Here is an 18,092-nt window from a genome sequence, read left to right as displayed (position 1 = left end):
GCACTGGCAATTGCTTTCGTTGGACGCACAAGACCATGATTAACGCACAATTTCCTTCGGAGAACCCAATCATGGCCGCAAAATCCAAAGCAACACTTCGCTCGCGCCTTGCTTGTTCGATCAGTGTGCTTGCCCTGCCGCTGGCCGGCATGGCGACAATTGGTAGCGCACAAGCACAAGAGACAGGCACAACTTCCCAAGACGTCATCGTTGTCACGGCAACGCGCCGCTCCGAGACTGTCCAGGACGTGCCACTCAATATTGCGGCCATCGGCGGCGCCCAGATCGAAGAACAAGGCTTTGAAGATCTTGCTGACGCCCTTGCCTATGTTCCGGGTATCAACATTGTTGATCGCGGTGGCCGTCAGGGCAACCCGATCATTGTCCGTGGCCTCAACGCCGACCCGATCAATTCCGGTGACGGCAATAATGATGGCGGCGGCACGGTCGCGACCTATCTCGGCGAAATCCCGCTCTTCATTGACCTCAAGCTGAACGATCTTGAGCGCGTCGAAGTCCTGCTCGGGCCGCAAGGCACGCTCTACGGTGCCGGAACGCTGGGCGGCGCGATCCGCTACCTGCCGAACCGTCCGGACTTCGACAGCAACATGCTGCAGATCCGCTCCTCCTTCTACCAGTACCAGGAAGCCGGCTCCCCCTCTGCCGATATCGGCTTCACCTTCAACCACGCGGTCTCCGACACGTTCGCGGTGCGCGGCTCGGTTGATGTCCTGCATGACAGTGGCTTCACGGATTATTCCTACCGGGTCCGCACGCCGGGTGTCTCAAACCCGAACCCGGATTTCAATGACCCGGCTGACGTCGCCGCCAACCTGGCGCCAGTCAATGATGCCGATGGCGAAGAAGCCGTGTCGGGGCGCCTCGCCGCACGCTGGGCACCGACCGACTGGCTCGACGCGACCGCCACCTATTACTTCCAGTTCCAGGACATCGAAGGGCGCCAGATCTCCTCGCGCCGTTCGCCGATCCAGGCGGGTGCCTACGAGTCAGCGCTGCGCGTGCTGGAGCCGATCGAGCGCGACAACCAGCTTCTCGCGATTGAGCTGACCGCCGACCTTGGCTTTGCCGAGCTGACCTCGGCGACCGGTTTCGGTACCTATGAGGAAGACGGTCAGCGCGACCAGACCGACCTGCTGATCTCGCTGGAATACTCCTATGAGAGCTTCCCGAACTTCACCGCTTTCACCCGCGAGCAGGGTGAAGACGAGTTCTTCAACCAGGAACTCCGCCTCGTCTCGACCTATGAGAGCCAGTTTAACTGGATCATCGGCGCCTATTACAACAAGGCGGAATTCGTCAGCAACTCAAGCGAGTTCACGCCGAACTACGCCGCCTATGTGAATGATAATTTCGCCTTCGGCCTGACCGAAAACCCAACCGACCTGGAGTATTTCTCGACCTCCAACACGCAGCTGACCGAGAGTGCTCTTTTCGGCGAGCTGGGCTGGGACATCACCGATCGCCTGTCGATCACGGTTGGCGGTCGCTACTACGAGTACGAGCTGGAGTCGGTCTCGACCGTGGACTTCCCGCTCTTTGAAGCTCCGACCTACACCCCGCTGACGCTGAGCGAGATCCGCGATCTCGCCTTCGATCCGGCACTGGCGCAGTCGGATGACGGTTTCCTCTACAAGTTCAACATTGCCTATGACCTCAGCGACGAGATCCTGGCCTACTTCACGGTCTCTGAAGGTTACCGTATCGGCGCCTCGAACGGCCTCGGCCCTTGCCCGGCCTTCGATCCGCTGGCGACCCAGGGCGCCTGCGCCCTCGCACCGGGCCAGCAATACGGACCCAATCCCGGCGATATCGCCCAGTTCGACGAGCGCCAGTTCGGCCCGGACCAGACGACCAATTACGAGCTCGGAGCCAAAACGACCTGGGCCGGTGGCGCGATCACGCTGAACGGCGCCATCTTCCTGGTCGAATGGACCGATCCGCAGGTCTCCTCGGCCACGGTGAACGCCAATATCCCGATTACGGTCAACGCCGCCGGTGCTGAATCGAAGGGCTTCGAGCTGCAAGGCTCCTGGCAGGTTGCGCATAATTTCGAAGTGCGCGGGACCTACTCCTTCACCCAGTCGGAACTTACAGCCGACGTGCCCTTCCTGATCCGCACGATCACGACACCGGGCTTCGGCTCGGCCTTCGAGAACGGCGAATCCGGTGACCGTCTGCCCGGTTCTCCCGAGACCCAGGCCTCGGCCTTTGCCCGCTACACGATGGACCTCGAGGGCGGCGCCCAGCTGAACTACAATTTCGGCGTCTCCTACACGGGCGACATCCTGACCCGGACCGGTGGCCGGGGCAGCAGCACCACGCTGGACAGCTATGTCGTCGCCAATGGCTCGATCAACTACGACGCCGGTGACTGGGGTGCGACGCTGTTCATCAACAATATCGGCAATGAGTATATCGAGACCGGTATTCGCGGCACGGCGCTCTCCAACCAGACCATCAATGGTGCGGTTGTTCGCAGCCACTACGCCAATGTGGCCCCGCCGCGGACCTTCGGCGTGCGTTTCTACTACCAGTTCGGCGAATAGCGCCGGACAGGGTTTGCGCCTGAAACAAGAAGAGCCGCGTCCCCCGGGACGCGGCTCTTTTCGTTGTTGCCCGGGCCAATGACCTCAGGGCTTGTCGCGTGCCGCATCGGCGGCGGCTGCAAGATCAACCAGGTCGAGGAATTCGGCGCGATAGCCGAAGCTGTCCTCCCCCACGGCGCCCGCCGCGGTTTGCCGGATCGCGTCCCAGTCATACCCCTCGGCAAGATAACTGTCGCCGCGCAGCCGCTGGGCAAAGCCAGCGACGGCGATCGAGAAGCGGGCCTCCTGCGGCGCATCGCCAAAGTCGGAAACCGCATCGGACGCAGTGATGGGGCGCTCGATCAGCCGGCTGTCATCCTCGCCGGGACGCTTATAGCGCAGGCGCAGAAAGCCGAACTCACCTGCGAGGTCCGGCTCGACCGAGGCGCCGCCGCCATAGCGCAGCGGGTCCATCAGCACGCCTTCCGAGCCCGGCGCCGCGATCTCGTAAATCGCCGTTACCGCATGGCCAGATCCGACCTCGCCGGCATCCACCGCATCATTGTTGAAGTCGGCCCGATCCAGAAGCCGCGTTTCGTAGCCGATCAGGCGATACTCGGCGACCCGCGCCGGGTTGAACTCGATCTGGATCTTGACGTCATTGGCGATCGGGAAGAGCGCGGAGAAACTCTCCTCGACCAGCATGCGCCGAGCTTCCTGGCGGCTGTCGATATAGGCCGCCGTGCCGTTGCCGGCCTGGGCGATGGTCTGCATCATCTGGTCGTTGTAATTGCCGCGACCAAAGCCCATCACCGACAGATAGATGCCGCTCTCGCGCTTGCGGGCGACAAAGTCCTCGAGCCGCTCGTCCTGGGTCACCCCGACATTGAAATCGCCGTCGGTGAGCAACATCACCCGGTTGACCGCGTCCTCGTCGAAATTCTGTTCGGCGAGATCATAGGCCAGCGCGAGACCGGCCCCGCCAGCGGTCGAGCCACCCGCGCTCAGCCGGTCCAGTGCCCGGTGAATTTCACGCGCATTGCGCGCCGCGGTCGGCTCGAGCACAGCACCGGCAGCACCGGCATAAACAACGAGGGCAACCGTATCGTCGGGCTCCAGCTCGTCGACCAGCATGTGCATGGCCTGGATCGCCAGCGGCAGTTTGTCGGGCGCATTCATCGAGCCGGAGACATCGATCAGGAAGACCAGATTGGCACGCGGTCGCTCGTCCGGAATGATCTCATAGCCCTGGATGCCGATATGCAAGAGCTGGGTATCGGCATTCCACGGTGTCGGAGTGACGGTCACATGGGTTGCGAACGGCTCGTCCGGTCCGGACGGCAGGGCGTAATCATAGTCGAAATAATTGACCATCTCCTCGATCCGCACGGCGTCGGTCGGGGGCAATTGGCCGAATTCGAGCGAGTTGCGGACAAGTGAATAACTCGCCGTATCGACATCGATCGAGAAGGTCGAGACCGGCTCGTCGACCGTGGACAACACCGGATTGGGATTGACATCCTCATAACGTTCCCGGTCAACAGTTTGCTGCGGGTTGGTGACCGGCGCCATCGCGCCATAGACATCGGCGCTGCGCAGCCGCGACCCCGTGACGGTGACCATCTCGGCCATAGCCGGCGGCGGAGGCGCAGGTGGCGGCGGTGTTGGCGGTACATAGTCCGGAGACCAATAGGGCGGATTGGACTCGGCTTCATCCGACGTGGAGCAGGCGGCCAGCATGGCCAGGCCCGCGACACTGATCAAAAGTACGCGTTTCATGAGATCCCCTTCCGGTCCCAAATCCCTCAACGCCCAGAGTGAGCGGGGTAAGCGACAACGACAAGTCGAAATCAGGGCATTCTCTGGGCAGGAAAGCACCGACATCGCCATGGCGCATGGCGCTGGTCGATCCCGGCAGTCGAGGGGTAGGAAGAGGCTGGATAGGGAGATGAACTGCCCGATTTCGACCGTATCCTCCTCCCTGCCCCACCGTCACACCGCGAACGCGACGCACAGGTCACCATGAAGGGCTTGCCCGGGTCGGACCTGCTGGCCGACAAGGCGGCAATCGAATGCACAAGCCCCGGTGGCCTGTTTTTGCCAAATAGCGGATATTGGTCTGCCGCGATTGCTCGTGACGATGGATCGTACAAACACTCGCCTGAAGAAGGGGATTTCCATGTGGCGCAGGGCGCTCATCCTGCTCGTCGCTTTGACCAGCGCCGGTGCGTCCGCTCAGGACGGCCGGGAGGTCCGGGTCCTCGAGGATTTCATCGATCAGGCCCTGCCCGCCTCGGCAGCTCCCGGTCTGGCCTGGGCGATGATTGACGATGGAGAGCTTCAAAGCGGCGCGCGCGGCGAGCGCCTGGCGGGCAGCGGCCAAACGTTGACGCCCGACACGCCCTTTCTGCTGGGATCAATCTCCAAGAGCTTTACGGCGCTGGCCGTGATGCAGCTGGTCGAAGCCGGTGATGTCGCGCTGGATGCACCGATCGTCGATTACCTCGAAAGCTTCGCCGGACAAGCCGGTGCGCCAATCACGATCCGTCAGCTTCTGAGCCATACCAGTGGGTATTCCACCTTGCAGGGGAATGCATTCCAGACCGGTCAGGCGCAGGCTGACAACACCCTCACCGGCCGGGTCCGGCAATTGGCACTGGCCACGCCGACCGCCAGCGCCGGCAGCCGCTGGCAATATTCGAACGCCAATTATCTGATCCTCGGCGCACTGATCGAAACGGTCAGTGGTGAGGACTATGCCGACTATGTCGAGACGCACATTCTCGAACCGGCAGGCATGGCCGACAGCTTTGTTGCCGATGACCGCTACCATGATGACGTGGCCGTCGGCCACCTCCCCTGGTTTGGCACAAAACGTCCCCTCACCGGTCGCAGCCTCCCGGCCAGTGGAGCGCCGGCCGGCGGGATTGTCGCCAGCGCCGCCGACGTCGCCCGCTATCTCGGCTTCATGACAAATGGTCAAGACGATCTCATCAGCGCCGAAAGCAAGGCCCTGATGCTCCGTCCCGCCGGCCCGGTCTCACCCCATTACGGGTTTGGCTGGTTCATCAATGAGGCCGCTGATACAGCCTACCACACCGGCGTCACTCCGGGCGTTGAAACCATCGCCGCCCTGTCGCGCTCGGAGCCGCGCGCAGTGGTCGTTCTCGTCAACGCCGGCAGCGGCATGGGCTTTGGTGAAACGGCAGACCTGTTGTCCGGCACCGCGACCCTCGGGCTGGGCCAGGCCTACGAAAGCGCCGGCGGTCTGATCTGGCGTCAGGCATTGTTTGTGCCGCTGGTGATCCTGCCCTTCATCTTCGTCGCCGGGATAATCGCAAGCGTCTGGCTGCGCTCGGGTCTGCGGGCAAAGTCGGGGCTCGCCGGCTTGTTCAGCCTGTGGTTTCCACTGCTGGCGATCACCGCCATGGCCTGGACCTTCGTCTACCTCATCCCGCGGCTGTTCGGTGTCACCCTGTCGACACTGGGCCTTTACCAACCCGACCTTGTCCTTGTCCTGATCGCCAGCGCGGTGACCGGCCTCCTGTGGGCATTGTTGCGGCTTGCCATCGCTTACAGCCCAAGACTGCGGCGCGCGGCGCAGCACTGACGGCCGATCGCCGCGGCCTCAAAGGTAGGGCGTCAACAGGCCGCGTATGTCGACCGTTGCCCGGAGGCGGCGCGCCAGCAGATAGAGGCCGCCGAACTTGCGGTGCAGGTAAAGGGCATCGATCGGCGGCAGATGGCGGTAGCCCGCGTCGAGACCCAGCACCATGCCATCATCGCGCATGCGCTGGGCCAGGTCCGTGGCGGCAAAGTCGAATGCGCCCGGTACGCGCAAGGGCTCGGTCGCCGCTGCCAGCATGGGCACCAGCAGCGCGACCTGTTCGTGCGGTGTCGCGTCTTCCAGATAGCCGATCCCCCGGGCCGCCGCTTCCAGCGCCGCGCTGTCGCCCTGCATTCCTGCGCGCAGCAGGCGGCGATAGCCGTCAACTAGCACGTCCGGGAGATGCCGCACGGCGCCGAAATCGAGCAGGACGAGACGTCCGGTCTCCGGGTCATGGCGGTAATTGGCGAGGTTCGGGTCGGACTGAATCCGCCCCAGCGCGAACACCTCCCGAAAGAGCAGCGCGAACAGACGTGTGGCCACCTCGTCACGAACCGCCTGGGAAGCGTCGACCAGGCTTTCGAGCGGCTCGGACGGGATGAAATCCATCGCCAGGACTTCGGGGCGGATCAGGTCCGGGGCCGGGGCCGGAATGAGGAATTCAGGGGCATCGTCAAGGGCCGTCCGGAAATCCGCCAGCGCATCCGCTTCAGCCAGATAATCCGCCTCCTCGCGTAGCTGAGCCTTTGCGGCATCGAGCAGTGGATCAAGCGCGAGCCGGTCCGGCAGGATGCCCGAGAGGCGGATCAGCGAGCCGATATTGTCAACATCGCTGTCGATGCTCTCGCGCACGCCGGGAAACTGGACCTTGATGGCGAGGTCGCGGCCATCGCGGGTGCGGGCCCGGTGCACCTGTCCGATCGAGGCCGCCGCCAGCGGGCGGGGCTCAAAGCTCTGGAAGCGTTTCAGCCAGCCCGCCCCCCAGGCGCGGTCGAGGACGGCTTTGAGTTGTTGCGGCGGCATAGGCCGAGCATCGGCCCGCAGACGAGCCAGCACCTCGGCGAATTCAGGTGGCAGGAGTTCGCCGGCATCCATGGACAAAAGCTGGCCGACCTTCATGGCCGCGCCGCGCATCTGCGCCAGTTCGCGCGTCAACCGCAAGGCGTTGGCTGGGCTGAGCGCGAGGGTCCGCATATCGACTTTGCGTCCGCTTGCCGCGGCCCGCAGCCGACCACCGACCATGTCAGCCCCGATCGTGGTGGCAACACCGGCCAGGCGGGCCAGCCGGTTCAGCCGCCCGCGCGGCACGGCAACGCCGTCATCATCCTCTGTCCGCCGCGCCATCCTGGTGCTCTCCGTCCCGGTTGCGGGAGTCAAGCTATGGTGGGTCGGTCCAAGAGCAAGGCAGGCGTCCGGTTCCGGCACCGCCCGGCGTCAGTACAGGCGTCAGTACAGGCGTGTGACGGCCATGATGTAGTTGATATTGTCCAGCTGATTGCGATCGAGCACGACACGGTTGGGGCGCCGCGGCGTATAGGGATAGGGGTCCCGCACGGTGACCGCGTCGACCTGCGATCGCCCGTAGCGGTCCAGCCTGTAGTCGATCCGCGTCGCGACCATGGCATGGCCCAGACCGGCGACGATGACCGGGATCCGGTTGGCCAGATATTGCGCGACCCAGCTATCGGGATTGTTCGCATCCACCCCGCGATCCCATTGCCGCACAATGTGTGCTGCGGTGCGGCGATTGCCTGGCCAGGTCGTCTGGTTCACGACCCGGTTCATCTGCGAGCTGGTCGCCGGACGGCAGGACAGATCGGGATAGGCCTGTGCTACGATATAGCGCTGGTCGACCCACAGCCCCTGAACCGCCAGGCACATCTGGATCGAGGCCGCCCAGCACCAGTTCGGACAGGCTTGTTGCGCGTAGTAGAAATCCATCGCCGGGATGCCGGCGCTGCAGGCCAGACCGCCGGGCTGCTGCACGCATTGATAGTCCGCAGAGGCCGCAGTGCTGGCGGTCGCGGCGGCCAGCCCCCCGAGCAGAAAATGACGTCTGTCCATGTCAAACCTCCCCCGTCAGCCGGCTCAACAGACTTGCCCGCCATAACTTCCACCGACCCGAAGACTTCCCGTGCTCAAAAGCGCCACATGGTGAACCGAGCCATCCGCGCAGCCGACCATGTAGGCCGCGACTTCCCCGTCAAACCGGACAGGTGCCGGCGCGATGTAGGTAACACCCGTCATCGGGATGACATTGCACGGCGCGGTCGAGCCTTGGGAAAAGGCTGCAGAGCCGGCCGCGCCAAGCCCGACGGCAAACACAGCGGCGATCAATACCGCTGACTTGAGAGCTGATTTTACAGCACCTGATTGTACACGCATCGAAACGTCCCCTCCCCGTCCAAGCATCAAGACAAGCGCGGCCCGTCCTGATGTGCAACTCCAATCTGTGTTCCGGCGTCGATTGGCGGCCCCCGGCGCCTCCCTGTTCGGCCAAGTTTTTCTGGACCTGCCGCACACAAAAACGGCTCTTGCCAAGACCGCCCGCCACCCCCTAACGTAAAATGTGAACATTGTTCGCTTTTTCGCAGGAAAGTACCGGGCGCATGCAACTCGTCAGTGATGTCATTCTGGAAGACCGTCCTCAGGTCGAGCCGCATTTCGGCGCGCGCTACCCGTCTCTGGACGGATTTAACCTGTGGGACCCGCAGGACTGGACCGCCGGTCACCCGCACGATTTCTTCCGCCGCATGCGTGAGGAAGCGCCGGTGATGTGGCAGAGCTCCGACCCCAAGCGGGCCGGTTTCTGGTCGGTATCGCGCTATGAGGACATCAAGACGGTGGAACTGGCGCCGGAGGTCTATTCCTCAGAACGCGGCAGCATCAACATGTTCGTGATGCCGCGGAAGGAATGGAAGCCGAAAAAGCTGATCCCGGCCGCCTTCAATTCGATCATCAACCTGGACCAGCCGCATCACATGGAAATGCGCATCCAGCAGAAAGACTTCTTCATCCCGCGCTTCGTGGCGGAGCTGAGCGAGCGGATCGATATCAAGATCGACAGCCTGCTCGACGAGATGGAACGCAAGGGTCCGGTCGTCGATTTCGTGAAGATGTTCTCGCAGGAGCTGCCGCTCTTCACCCTTTGCGAAATGCTCGGTATCGACGAGGAAGACCGGCCCAAGATCATCCAATGGATGCATTATCTCGAGCTGGCCAACCAGTATTTCGTGAACCCCTGGACCCTGCTTTCGCGGCGGCCCTGGTTTCCGATCAAATTCTACCACTACGTCAACGAGATGTTCGCCTATGGCGAGCGCGTGATGGCCGAGCGCCGGGTCAATCCGCGCAAGGATCTGATGACCGCGATCGCCAATACCCAGATGGCCGGCAAGCCGCTGCCGCAGGAATATCTCGACGGCTCCTGGCTGCTGATCATCTTCGCCGGCAATGACACGACGCGGAACTCGCTGTCCGGCACGATCCGCCTGATGACCCAGTTCGAGGACCAACGTGAAATGGTCCTCGCCGACCGCTCGCTGATCCCGGCGATGTCGAATGAGGCGCTGCGGATGATCTCGCCGGTTCAACACATGCGCCGCACGGCGATGGAGGATACCGAGCTCAACGGTCAGCGCATCGCCAAGGACGAAAAGGTCGTGCTCTGGTATCCGGCAGCCAATCGCGATCCGGACATCTTCCCGGACCCCGACCGCTTCGACATGCACCGCGACAATGTCGACAAGCATATCGCCTTCGGTCACGGCCCGCACAAATGCCTCGGCAACCGGATCGCCCAGATGCAGCTGCAATCGGCCTTCCGCAAGATATTCGAACGCTTCCCGCACATCGCCTGGACCGGCAAGCAGACCATCTCGCCCAACACGCTGGTCCACGCCATCTCCAGCCTCGAGGTCAATCTCTACGGGCTGGGCAAGGACCGCCCGACACAGGTACAGGTAAAGACTCCGGGATAGGCGGGCGCGGTCAGCCCCGTTGCACCGGAAAGGACGTCCCGCCCGAGAGGACGCCCCATGCGAGAGGACGCGCCATGACAGTCATCAATCCGGACGCCCCCATCCTGGTCACCGGCGGCACCGGCTATCTGGCCGGCGTGATCATTTCCCAGCTGCTGGACAAGGGCCATACCGTCCACGCCACCGTCCGCGACCCGTCCAATAGCGGCAAGCTGCAGCATCTCGACACCCTCGCCGAGGCGTCACCCGGGCACATCCGTTACTTCAAGGCGGACCTGCGCGATGCCGACGCCTTTGCCCCGGCCATGGCGGGCTGCGAGCTGGTCATCCACACCGCCTCGCCCTTCAGCTCGCATGTGGCCGACCCCCAGCGCGATCTGGTCGAACCGGCTGTCGAGGGCACGCGCAATGTGCTTGCGGCTGCCAACGCGACCGACGGCGTCCGGCGCGTGGTGCTGACCTCCAGCTGCGCCGCGATCTATGGCGACAACAGCGATATTGCCGGCATGCCCGAGGGCAAGCTGACCGAAGCGGTCTGGAACACCTCCTCCAGCCTCCGCCATGGCGCTTACTCCCTCTCCAAGACCCTGGCCGAGCGCGAGGCCTGGACGCTTGCCGGCGAGCAATCACGCTGGGACCTTGTGACCATCAACCCCTCGCTCATCCTCGGACCGGGTCTTGATCCGCAGACGCGCGGCGAGAGCTACTCGCTGATGACCCAGATGGGCAATGGGACAATGGCCAATGGCATTCCCGATTTCCGGATCGGCGTGGTCGATGTGCGCGAGGTCGCCGCGGCCCATATCGCGGCCGGCTTCACGCCCGACGCGGAAGGCCGCCATATCCTGTCTGGTCACAATACCGGCTTCATCGAGATGTGCGGCCTGTTGCGGGAGAGTTTCGGAACGGGCTACCGGATCGGCAAGGGGCGATTGCCCAAGGCCCTGGTCTGGCTGGTTGGGCCGATGATCAATCCGGGCCTGACCCGCAAGATGGTCAGCCGCAATGTCGGTATCGCCTTTGTCGCCGACAACACCAAGAGCCAGGCCAGGCTGGGGGTTCACTATCGCCCCCTGGCCGAGACCGTCACCGACCATTTCCGGCAATTGATCGAGGCCGGCCGGATCAAACCGGCCTGAATCGAGTGACCTCAATCGAGCGGCCTGATTGAAGGGCGATCAGTCCGGCTGACGCGATCCGGAACGCCGCTCATGGCTGCGCGGCCGGTCGCCCGGCCGTCCATCGGGGGGTGACGGGGCATCGCCGTCCGTGCGATCAGCCTGCGGCTCTTCGTGAGCCGGCGGGGTTTGCGCGCGGGCAGCCCGCTGCTGGGGCCGCTCCCAACCGGGATCACCACCACCCAATTGTGGAATGACGGGACGCCGCGCCGGCGCAAGCGGATCCGCCACGCCCCCGACCTGACGGTCTGCCTGGTCGGCATGTTCGATAACGGCCTGCTCCGCGGTTGCGTCCTGGTCGCGACCGCTATCCCGGGCGCGGTCGGTGTCCGGCCGGCTGAGCCTTGTGACCGCTGCGGGCTGCAAGTCAACGCGCGCCGGTTGAGCGGCCTGCTGATCCTGGACCACAAGCGTTGCGAGCACTGCGGTGGCAATCAGGCTGGTGGTCATCATGGTGTCTCTCCCCTGACGTCTCCCATGACGCCCGGACTGACCCTAGCCGAACAGGCCGCGCCAGGGAATGCGCACCCAAACTGGGCCCGCGCGTGACAAGGCTTTCCGGCGCGACCGAATTCCGCTTAGCTGGAGATGACGTCTGGGGAGGACGAAATGCGCACCATCCTGATCATTCTTGCAGTCCTGGCAGCCCTTGTCGGCCTGGCGGCCTACGGGCCGGGTTCGCTCAACGCGATGGCGTTCAGCCCCTCACCGCCCGATCCCGGGCTCGATGCCTATTTCGAGACCGTGTCGCAACCGGTACGGACCGAAGAGCCCGGTTTTCACGGCGCCGAGGACCTTGAGCCGGGACCGGACGGCCGTCTCTACACCTCGCTCGCCGATGGCCGCATCATGGTGCGTGAGCGCGATGGCGACTGGTCGCAATTTGCCGACACCGGCGGTCGCCCGCTCGGTCTCAGCTTTGCTCCGGACGGCACGCTCTTTGTCGCCGATGCGCTACGCGGCCTGATCGCACTGACCGATGACGGCTGGGTGACATGGCTGGCGTCGGCGCAGGATGGCGGCCCCTTGGTCTTCGCGGACGACCTGACCGTTCTGGCCGATGGCCGCATCATCATGACCGACGCCTCCCTGCGCCATCCCTATGGCGCGCACATGGCCTCCTTCCTGGAAGGTGAGCAAACCGGGCGCATCCTGCTGGTGACCGCCCCCGGTGAGGTCACCGAGCTGGCCGGCGGGCTGGGCTTCATCAATGGCGTTGATCATGATCCCGAGAGCGGGCTGGTCTATGTCAACGAGACCTGGGCCGGACGGATCTGGCAGCTCGATCCGGATAGCGGCGAGGCGAGCGTGCTGATCGACGGTCTGCCCGGCTATCCCGACAATCTCGAATTCGACAGCGAGACCGGCCTGATCTGGACCTCGCTGCCCTCGCAACGCTCGGCCGAACTGGATGCGCTGCACCCCCGCCCCTTCGTCAAGCGACTGGCCTGGCGCTGGCTGCAGATTGCCGGACTGCCGCCACTGCCCGGTACGCCCGCCATGGCCATCGCGGTCGATACCGACGGGCAAGCCGTCTATGGCCTGCTCGGCCCGACCGAGACGGGGATCAGCGGGACGACAACGGCGCTGGTCTGGAATGGCGAATTGTGGACGGCCGGGCTGGAGCGCGACGGGATCACCGTGTTCGCAGCGCCGGAGATCACGCCCTAGTCAACAATTCCCCAGACAACCGGGGTGCCGGCGCCCTTCTTCTGCGTTTTCACTTCGCGCCGCATGCGCGGGTCGAAGCTGATATGATTGATGTTGCGCGAAGCCTCATAGATCAGCTGGTCAAAGGCCAGCGTCGAGGCTTCGAGTGCCCGAGCAACCTCGACCGGCGTCATGCCCTTGACGCTGAAGTCGGCCGCATAGCCCAGCGCATGCGCCGAATTGCTGACGCCGCCAACGGCCTTGTTGACCGCCGGGTTGCGGTAACCGGAGGTGATGCTGATCGGACGGTCACCGAGAATGCGGCGGACCTGCTCCATGCCGCAAGCCAGGCCGTGCAGAGCGCGCAGATGCTCCTCATCCGGCGTATTCGGGTCCCCCATCTCGTCTGCCTTGTCGGAACGAATGAACTCGGCCAGTTTGAAGTTTCGCGTCAGCACGTCTGAACCCTCCATCGGATGCGCCCGCCCCACTGTAGCAAATCCGCGCGCGCGCAGAAGCTGTATTTCGTGCGGGCCTCGCGTGTCTGGCGCGACCGGATGAGGCCGGACGGGCGGCCGAATGGCGGGCATGCGCCCCTGTCTGCCATCCCGGCTCGAAGCGAACCGCTGAGCGCACTAACTTTGCCCGATGATCACGAGACCGGAGCCAGGACATGACGGATACAAGCGACCCCGCGGCACCGCTGCGCTTCCATCATGATCTGGCGGACGGGCGGCTGGCCGGACTGGCCTGGCCCGCAGCGGACAAGCCGCGCCTCGTCTTCATCCACGCGAACGGCTTCTGCGCCAGCGCCTACAAATCCGTACTGGGACGCCTGGCCGCGAAGTACGACATTCTGGCCCCGGACCTGCGCGGCCATGGCCGCTCAAACCTGCCCGCCGACCCCGAGCGGCACCGCAGCTGGAACATCTACGCGGATGATATCAGCGCCTGGCTGGATCGCCTCGACCGACCGGCCGACGCGTTTGCCGGGCACTCGATGGGCGCGGTGGTATCGCTGCTGGCGGCGAGCCGCCGCCGCGAGGCCGTGCCACTGGCGCTGATCGAGCCGGTCGTCCTGCCTCCCATGGTCTATCTGACCGCGCGCAGTCCGTTCCAGCGCCTGATGCGGGGCCGCATCCCGATCGCCGCGGCGGCCCGCAAGCGCTTTGATGGCTGGGAGGACCGCGACGGCGCCTTCGCGCGCTATGCCCGCCACAAGACCTTCCGCAACTGGTCGGCAGGTGTATTGGCGGACTATCTCGAGGATGGCCTCACCGAGGCCGGCGAGCACGATATCCGGCTCGCCTGCAACCCGATGTGGGAGGCCGCGAACTATGAGGCCCAGGGTCATGACCTCGGCGCGGCCCTGCGTCAGGTGTCGGGACCGGTCCGCGTGCTGCGGGCCGAGCATGGCTCGACTATCGTCAACAAGCGGGCGCTGACGCGGCGCGGGATCGGTATCGACCTGCTGTCCGGCGCCGGACACCTGGCACCGATGGAGGCCCCGGGCGCGGTCGCCGACTGGATCGCAGCCAGCCTCACGAGGCCGGCCTGATGATCAACGCTCGTGCGTCAGCTCGATCGACTGGTCGCCCAACTCAATCCGCAGCGTGTCACGCTGGGAGTCCTTCCAGATAAAATAGCCGACCGCGACCGCGGCGACGGCGAGGGCAGAAATCAGGGCGATGGTGGTGGTACGGTTGCGCGAAATCTTCATGATTGCCTCCCGTGGCTCCGCAACCTACGCGCAATCCGACAGCCTGTCGAACGCGCAGTCGATCAAACCGCAAACTCCCCCGGGGCGGGGAATCAGGGATATCTGCCCTTGAACATGAAGGAGACGGTGATGGCACAGGTGGAACAGTTTGCCGATCGGGTAGCCCTCAGGATCGAGAACGGCGTCGCGCACGTCGAGCTCGACCGCCCGGAAAAGCTCAATGCCATCGATCCGGCGATGTTTGACGGGCTGCTCGCCGCCGGCAGCTTTCTGGCCGAGCGCTCCGATGTCCGCGCTGTCGTGCTTAGCGGACGCGGGCGGATGTTCTGTGCCGGTCTCGACTTTGCAAGTTTTGCCGCCATGGCCGGTGATAGCGAAGTCCTGGAACCGCTGGAAACCCGCACCCATGGCATCGCCAACCAACCGCAACAGGCCTGCCTGCAATGGCGTGACCTTGCCGTCCCGGTGATCGCAGCGATCCAGGGCGGTGCCCTGGGTGGCGGCCTGCAGATCGCGCTGGGTGCCGATATCCGCCTGGTCAGACCCGAGGCCCGCCTCGCCATTGCCGAAATTCGCTGGGGACTGGTGCCCGACATGGGCGGCTGCGTTGTGCTGCCGCAACTGATGCGCGACGACCAGATCCGGGCCCTGACCTACTCCGGCCGCGATGTCACCGGTGACGAGGCCGTCGCCCTGGGTCTGGCGACCCAGGTCAGTGCCGACCCGCTGGCGGACGCACTCGCCATGGCCGGGTCGATTGCCGGCAAGAGCCCGACCGCGATCCAGGCCAGCAAGCGATTGCTGACCCTCGCGGGCAGCGCCACGCCGGCCGAGGTCCTGCTGGCCGAGTCCCGCGAGCAGGCCGCGCTGATGGGCGGTGAGCACCAGGTCGAGGCCGTGATGGCACAGATGGAAAAGCGCCCGCCGCGCTTCCAGTAGAACCATCACGTCCCGTTGAGCAGCGCGTGTCTTGAACCAAGCGCCTGTCCTTTCGACCCAAGGCGCGCCGACGCTGCCGAGGCGGGCCGAGACCTGATCGCGAAGCCCGGATCCCATCATTGATCTGATCGTGTCCGGCGCCACTCTTTTTCCAAACCTAACGCTAATCGCGCCAAACGATCCATTCTATATCCGTGACCGACACAACGGAGGCGGATATGCGCTTTGTCGGACTCATTCTTTCCATCATGATCCTCGCCGGAACCGGGATCCTGCTGGTCCAGCAAGGCCTGACCGGCCAGACACTGACGGTCCGCGCGACGGAAGCGAGCCTGCCGGCAGTCGATACAATCGGCGCCTGAGGCCAGGGAGGTTTCATGACCATTACGATCACACTGGAAGAAACCGGTTCGAAGGGTCGCTATGTGGCCCGGGTCGAAGGCCAGGCGGAGACGGGAGAAATGACCTATTCCCGCCTCTCGGCGACGCGGATCATCGTCGATCACACGGGTGTTCCCGACAGCCTCAAGGGCATGGGCATCGGCAGCGCCCTGGCCCGCAATATCGTCGAAGAGGCCCGCGCCAAGGGTTTCACCATCATCCCGCTCTGCCCCTTTCTGAAGGCTCAGGCCGATCGTCATCCCGACTGGGCTGATGTCATTGAGGGCCTGAAGCCCGCCAGTCGCTAGTCCTCGGCCCACTGTCGCAGGAGGTTGGCGCGGCTCTTGAGGATCAGGTCAAGCTCGCGCGTCTTGCCCTCGCGCTCGAACAGCGCATTGGCGACCTGGTCGAGGTCAAACAGGATTTCCCGCTGGTCGGCGCGACGCACGAGACTGCGGACCCAGCCGACCACGACGAGGCGCTCGCCACGGGTCATGGTGGCCACACGATGGATGGCCGAGGTGGCGTAGACCACGGCATCGCCCGGTGCGAGCTTGATCCCGGTTTCGCCGTCTGCGCCTTCCATGACCAGCTCGCCGCCGTCATAGCTGTCCGGTTCACTCAAAAAGAGGGTGAAAGAGAGGTCGGCCCGGCGCCCACCCATCAGCGCATCGTCGATATGGGAGCCATACGCCATGCCGGCCTCATAGCGCGAGACGAGGATGCGCGAGAGCGTCTTGGGACGGGCGAAGCTGACAAAGCCCGCATGCGCCATCAGCGCCTTGCGCACTTCGCTGCGAACGGTGTCGACCCGCGCACCGCTTTCCAGCTGCTGATTGGACTTCACCGACCGCGCCACCCGGCCCGCCGTCTTGCCGCCATCGTCGAAATCGCCTTTTGCGATTAGGGCGCGAAGGGTGGTGACCTGCTCCGGCGAACAGACATTTTGCAGATGGATAAGCATGGCACTACCTGCGACTAATTGTCATTTGCTTGAAAGCCCGATAGGCGTTTATGCCATTGATCAAGGCGAAAGCCATCCGGGAAAGGAAGCGCCATGGGTATCACGCGTCGCACACGCATCTGGACATCGGTCGGGACGGCGGCCCTGCTCGGCAGCCTCGCCGGCTGCAGCGAGCCGGCCGATGCACCCGCCAGCCCGGACACCCATAGCGAGGCCAGCGTGACGCCGGCCGCCGCACCGAGCTTTTCCGAAGGCGATGGTGAAGGTGGTGAAGCCGGCGGCTCAGGCGGTGAATTCGGCATTGATCCGGTCGAGGCCGAGACCAATCCGGTCGTCTACCTGACCGCGATTGAAGTCATGCGGGCGCATTATCTGGCCGGGATCGATGCCTTCCAGGCCGGCGAACGCAGCGCCGGCGCGGAGATGTTCGCGCACCCGATCTCCGAGATCTACATTGATTTCGAACCGGCCCTGGAGGCCCGCGGTGCACCGCTCTTCGGTGATACCATGACGGACGCGTCGGTCGCGCCCTATAGCGGTGAGAGCGACGAAGCCATTGCGACCCATGTCGCCGACGTCCTCGCAGCCCTGGATGTCGCCTCGGCCTTTGCACCACGCAATACCCTCTCGCCGGCCGGTGTCCACGCCCGGGTGCTGGCGGACCTGATCGTTCGCTCGGCCCTGCAATATGAGGTTCTGGCGACCAATCCGGACGCCCGGGAGCCGTATCTGGACGGCTATGGGTTCGGCCGCGCGGCCCGGCGCTATGCCGGCGATCACCTTGAGCAGGTCGCCGAGGGGGATGCCGATCTCGCGCTCCGTATCGGACGGGCCATCGCCGCCATCCAGGTGAGTTTCCCGACCGCGACCCGCCCGGAAACGCTGACCGGTGACAGTGCGGCCCTGATGGCCCTCGCCGAGGACGTCCGGACCGGCGCCAACGCGCTGCGCTGACAGTGCCGGGCCCCGGTGTGATCGCCGACACGCCTCCAAACCAAAAAGCTGGACCATGATGACTGCCACGGCCTTTCCCACCCCCGTGGGAAAGGCCGCTTGCGTCAGGGCGGCCGCTGACGACCGGCCGGGTAATAAAATTAGTTCGCTCAACGAACACGAAACGAAGAAGG

The 18,092-nt window shown here is 64.4% G+C and carries 18 protein-coding genes; 10 read left to right on the top strand and 8 right to left on the bottom strand.

Going from position 1 to position 18,092, the window contains the following annotated elements:
- The first annotated feature begins 71 nt into the window (after positions 1-71).
- On the top strand, positions 72-2,567 hold the full coding sequence (locus tag AAA969_RS04750) for a TonB-dependent receptor (RefSeq protein WP_338244163.1): 2,496 nt from the start codon (positions 72-74) through the stop codon (positions 2,565-2,567).
- Positions 2,568-2,651: 84 nt separating this feature from the next.
- On the opposite strand, the gene AAA969_RS04745 is transcribed toward AAA969_RS04750, so the two are convergent.
- Positions 2,652-4,325 (bottom strand): vWA domain-containing protein, encoded by a 1,674-nt coding sequence (locus AAA969_RS04745; RefSeq protein WP_338244161.1) that lies wholly within the window; start codon positions 4,323-4,325, stop codon positions 2,652-2,654.
- Positions 4,326-4,725: 400 nt separating this feature from the next.
- On the opposite strand from AAA969_RS04745, the gene AAA969_RS04740 reads away from it, so the two are divergent.
- On the top strand, positions 4,726-6,156 hold the full coding sequence (locus AAA969_RS04740; protein ID WP_338244159.1) for a serine hydrolase domain-containing protein: 1,431 nt from the start codon (positions 4,726-4,728) through the stop codon (positions 6,154-6,156).
- Positions 6,157-6,174: 18 nt separating this feature from the next.
- Here AAA969_RS04740 and AAA969_RS04735 read toward each other — a convergent pair whose 3' ends face one another.
- The 3 genes from AAA969_RS04735 to AAA969_RS04725 form a co-directional block, all read right to left on the bottom strand.
- Positions 6,175-7,497, bottom strand: a complete 1,323-nt coding sequence (locus AAA969_RS04735; RefSeq protein WP_338244157.1) for an ABC1 kinase family protein — start codon at positions 7,495-7,497, stop codon at positions 6,175-6,177.
- Positions 7,498-7,599: 102 nt separating this feature from the next.
- Positions 7,600-8,217, bottom strand: a complete 618-nt coding sequence (locus AAA969_RS04730; RefSeq protein WP_338244155.1) for a C39 family peptidase — start codon at positions 8,215-8,217, stop codon at positions 7,600-7,602.
- Between the two features lie 24 nt (positions 8,218-8,241).
- Complete coding sequence (locus tag AAA969_RS04725) at positions 8,242-8,538, bottom strand: hypothetical protein (RefSeq protein ID WP_338244153.1); 297 nt, start codon at positions 8,536-8,538, stop codon at positions 8,242-8,244.
- Positions 8,539-8,762: 224 nt separating this feature from the next.
- Between AAA969_RS04725 and AAA969_RS04720 the strand changes: the two genes are divergently transcribed.
- The gene (locus tag AAA969_RS04720) at positions 8,763-10,133 is read left to right on the top strand and encodes a cytochrome P450 (RefSeq protein ID WP_338244150.1); all 1,371 of its coding nucleotides are present in this window, start codon (positions 8,763-8,765) and stop codon (positions 10,131-10,133) included.
- Positions 10,134-10,207: 74 nt separating this feature from the next.
- Positions 10,208-11,272, top strand: coding sequence for an NAD-dependent epimerase/dehydratase family protein (locus tag AAA969_RS04715; protein WP_338244148.1), 1,065 nt, complete (start codon positions 10,208-10,210; stop codon positions 11,270-11,272).
- 39 nt (positions 11,273-11,311) lie between these two features.
- Here AAA969_RS04715 and AAA969_RS04710 read toward each other — a convergent pair whose 3' ends face one another.
- Positions 11,312-11,764 (bottom strand): hypothetical protein, encoded by a 453-nt coding sequence (locus AAA969_RS04710; protein WP_338244146.1) that lies wholly within the window; start codon positions 11,762-11,764, stop codon positions 11,312-11,314.
- 156 nt (positions 11,765-11,920) lie between these two features.
- On the opposite strand from AAA969_RS04710, the gene AAA969_RS04705 reads away from it, so the two are divergent.
- Complete coding sequence (locus AAA969_RS04705; protein WP_338244144.1) at positions 11,921-12,982, top strand: SMP-30/gluconolactonase/LRE family protein; 1,062 nt, start codon at positions 11,921-11,923, stop codon at positions 12,980-12,982.
- On the opposite strand, the gene AAA969_RS04700 is transcribed toward AAA969_RS04705, so the two are convergent.
- A complete protein-coding gene (locus AAA969_RS04700; RefSeq protein WP_338244142.1) occupies positions 12,979-13,419 on the bottom strand; it encodes a D-Ala-D-Ala carboxypeptidase family metallohydrolase in 441 nt (146 codons plus the stop codon). The genes AAA969_RS04705 and AAA969_RS04700 overlap by 4 nt on opposite strands.
- A gap of 215 nt (positions 13,420-13,634) precedes the next feature.
- On the opposite strand from AAA969_RS04700, the gene AAA969_RS04695 reads away from it, so the two are divergent.
- Entirely contained in the window at positions 13,635-14,519 is an 885-nt protein-coding gene (locus AAA969_RS04695) for an alpha/beta fold hydrolase (protein WP_338244141.1), read from the top strand.
- A 3-nt stretch (positions 14,520-14,522) separates the two neighbouring features.
- Here the strand turns inward: AAA969_RS04695 and AAA969_RS04690 are convergent, their stop codons facing one another.
- Positions 14,523-14,681 carry a hypothetical protein gene (locus AAA969_RS04690; RefSeq protein ID WP_338244139.1) on the bottom strand — a complete coding sequence of 53 codons (159 nt, stop codon included), beginning with the start codon at positions 14,679-14,681 and terminating at the stop codon, positions 14,523-14,525.
- Between the two features lie 129 nt (positions 14,682-14,810).
- Here AAA969_RS04690 and AAA969_RS04685 point away from each other — a divergent pair, with 129 nt between their 5' ends.
- The 3 genes from AAA969_RS04685 (at position 14,811) to AAA969_RS04675 (ending at position 16,309) form a co-directional block, all read left to right on the top strand.
- Positions 14,811-15,620 carry a crotonase/enoyl-CoA hydratase family protein gene (locus tag AAA969_RS04685; RefSeq protein WP_338244137.1) on the top strand — a complete coding sequence of 270 codons (810 nt, stop codon included), beginning with the start codon at positions 14,811-14,813 and terminating at the stop codon, positions 15,618-15,620.
- Between the two features lie 218 nt (positions 15,621-15,838).
- Positions 15,839-15,982 carry a hypothetical protein gene (locus tag AAA969_RS04680; RefSeq protein ID WP_338244135.1) on the top strand — a complete coding sequence of 48 codons (144 nt, stop codon included), beginning with the start codon at positions 15,839-15,841 and terminating at the stop codon, positions 15,980-15,982.
- A 15-nt stretch (positions 15,983-15,997) separates the two neighbouring features.
- A complete protein-coding gene (locus tag AAA969_RS04675) occupies positions 15,998-16,309 on the top strand; it encodes a GNAT family N-acetyltransferase (protein ID WP_338244132.1) in 312 nt (103 codons plus the stop codon).
- Here AAA969_RS04675 and AAA969_RS04670 read toward each other — a convergent pair.
- Positions 16,306-16,965, bottom strand: a complete 660-nt coding sequence (locus AAA969_RS04670; protein ID WP_338244130.1) for a Fe2+-dependent dioxygenase — start codon at positions 16,963-16,965, stop codon at positions 16,306-16,308. The two genes, AAA969_RS04675 and AAA969_RS04670, sit on opposite strands and share 4 nt — an antisense overlap.
- Positions 16,966-17,058: 93 nt before the next feature.
- On the opposite strand from AAA969_RS04670, the gene AAA969_RS04665 reads away from it, so the two are divergent.
- The gene (locus AAA969_RS04665) at positions 17,059-17,919 is read left to right on the top strand and encodes a hypothetical protein (RefSeq protein WP_338244128.1); all 861 of its coding nucleotides are present in this window, start codon (positions 17,059-17,061) and stop codon (positions 17,917-17,919) included.
- Positions 17,920-18,092: the final 173 nt, after the last annotated feature.

It is taken from the genome of Maricaulis maris (assembly GCF_036322705.1).
GTDB classification, from domain to species: domain Bacteria; phylum Pseudomonadota; class Alphaproteobacteria; order Caulobacterales; family Maricaulaceae; genus Maricaulis; species Maricaulis maris_B.
Note: the sequence above shows the minus strand (reverse complement) of the source record. Positions and strands in the feature narration are given on the sequence as shown.

Bases quoted from the DNA above. Each gene is read 5' to 3' on its own strand.
- AAA969_RS04710 (WP_338244146.1), bottom strand. From the start codon at position 11,764: ATGATGACCACCAGCCTGATTGCCACCGCAGTGCTCGCAACGCTTGTG.
- AAA969_RS04705 (WP_338244144.1), top strand. From the start codon at position 11,921: ATGCGCACCATCCTGATCATTCTTGCAGTCCTGGCAGCCCTTGTCGGC.
- AAA969_RS04730 (WP_338244155.1), bottom strand. From the start codon at position 8,217: ATGGACAGACGTCATTTTCTGCTCGGGGGGCTGGCCGCCGCGACCGCC.
- AAA969_RS04685 (WP_338244137.1), top strand. From the start codon at position 14,811: ATGGCACAGGTGGAACAGTTTGCCGATCGGGTAGCCCTCAGGATCGAG.
- AAA969_RS04715 (WP_338244148.1), top strand. From the start codon at position 10,208: ATGACAGTCATCAATCCGGACGCCCCCATCCTGGTCACCGGCGGCACC.
- AAA969_RS04670 (WP_338244130.1), bottom strand. From the start codon at position 16,965: ATGCTTATCCATCTGCAAAATGTCTGTTCGCCGGAGCAGGTCACCACC.
- AAA969_RS04750 (WP_338244163.1), top strand. From the start codon at position 72: ATGGCCGCAAAATCCAAAGCAACACTTCGCTCGCGCCTTGCTTGTTCG.
- AAA969_RS04735 (WP_338244157.1), bottom strand. From the start codon at position 7,497: ATGGCGCGGCGGACAGAGGATGATGACGGCGTTGCCGTGCCGCGCGGG.
- AAA969_RS04725 (WP_338244153.1), bottom strand. From the start codon at position 8,538: ATGCGTGTACAATCAGGTGCTGTAAAATCAGCTCTCAAGTCAGCGGTA.
- AAA969_RS04695 (WP_338244141.1), top strand. From the start codon at position 13,635: ATGACGGATACAAGCGACCCCGCGGCACCGCTGCGCTTCCATCATGAT.
- AAA969_RS04720 (WP_338244150.1), top strand. From the start codon at position 8,763: ATGCAACTCGTCAGTGATGTCATTCTGGAAGACCGTCCTCAGGTCGAG.
- AAA969_RS04745 (WP_338244161.1), bottom strand. From the start codon at position 4,325: ATGAAACGCGTACTTTTGATCAGTGTCGCGGGCCTGGCCATGCTGGCC.
- AAA969_RS04740 (WP_338244159.1), top strand. From the start codon at position 4,726: ATGTGGCGCAGGGCGCTCATCCTGCTCGTCGCTTTGACCAGCGCCGGT.
- AAA969_RS04690 (WP_338244139.1), bottom strand. From the start codon at position 14,681: ATGAAGATTTCGCGCAACCGTACCACCACCATCGCCCTGATTTCTGCC.
- AAA969_RS04680 (WP_338244135.1), top strand. From the start codon at position 15,839: ATGCGCTTTGTCGGACTCATTCTTTCCATCATGATCCTCGCCGGAACC.
- AAA969_RS04665 (WP_338244128.1), top strand. From the start codon at position 17,059: ATGGGTATCACGCGTCGCACACGCATCTGGACATCGGTCGGGACGGCG.
- AAA969_RS04675 (WP_338244132.1), top strand. From the start codon at position 15,998: ATGACCATTACGATCACACTGGAAGAAACCGGTTCGAAGGGTCGCTAT.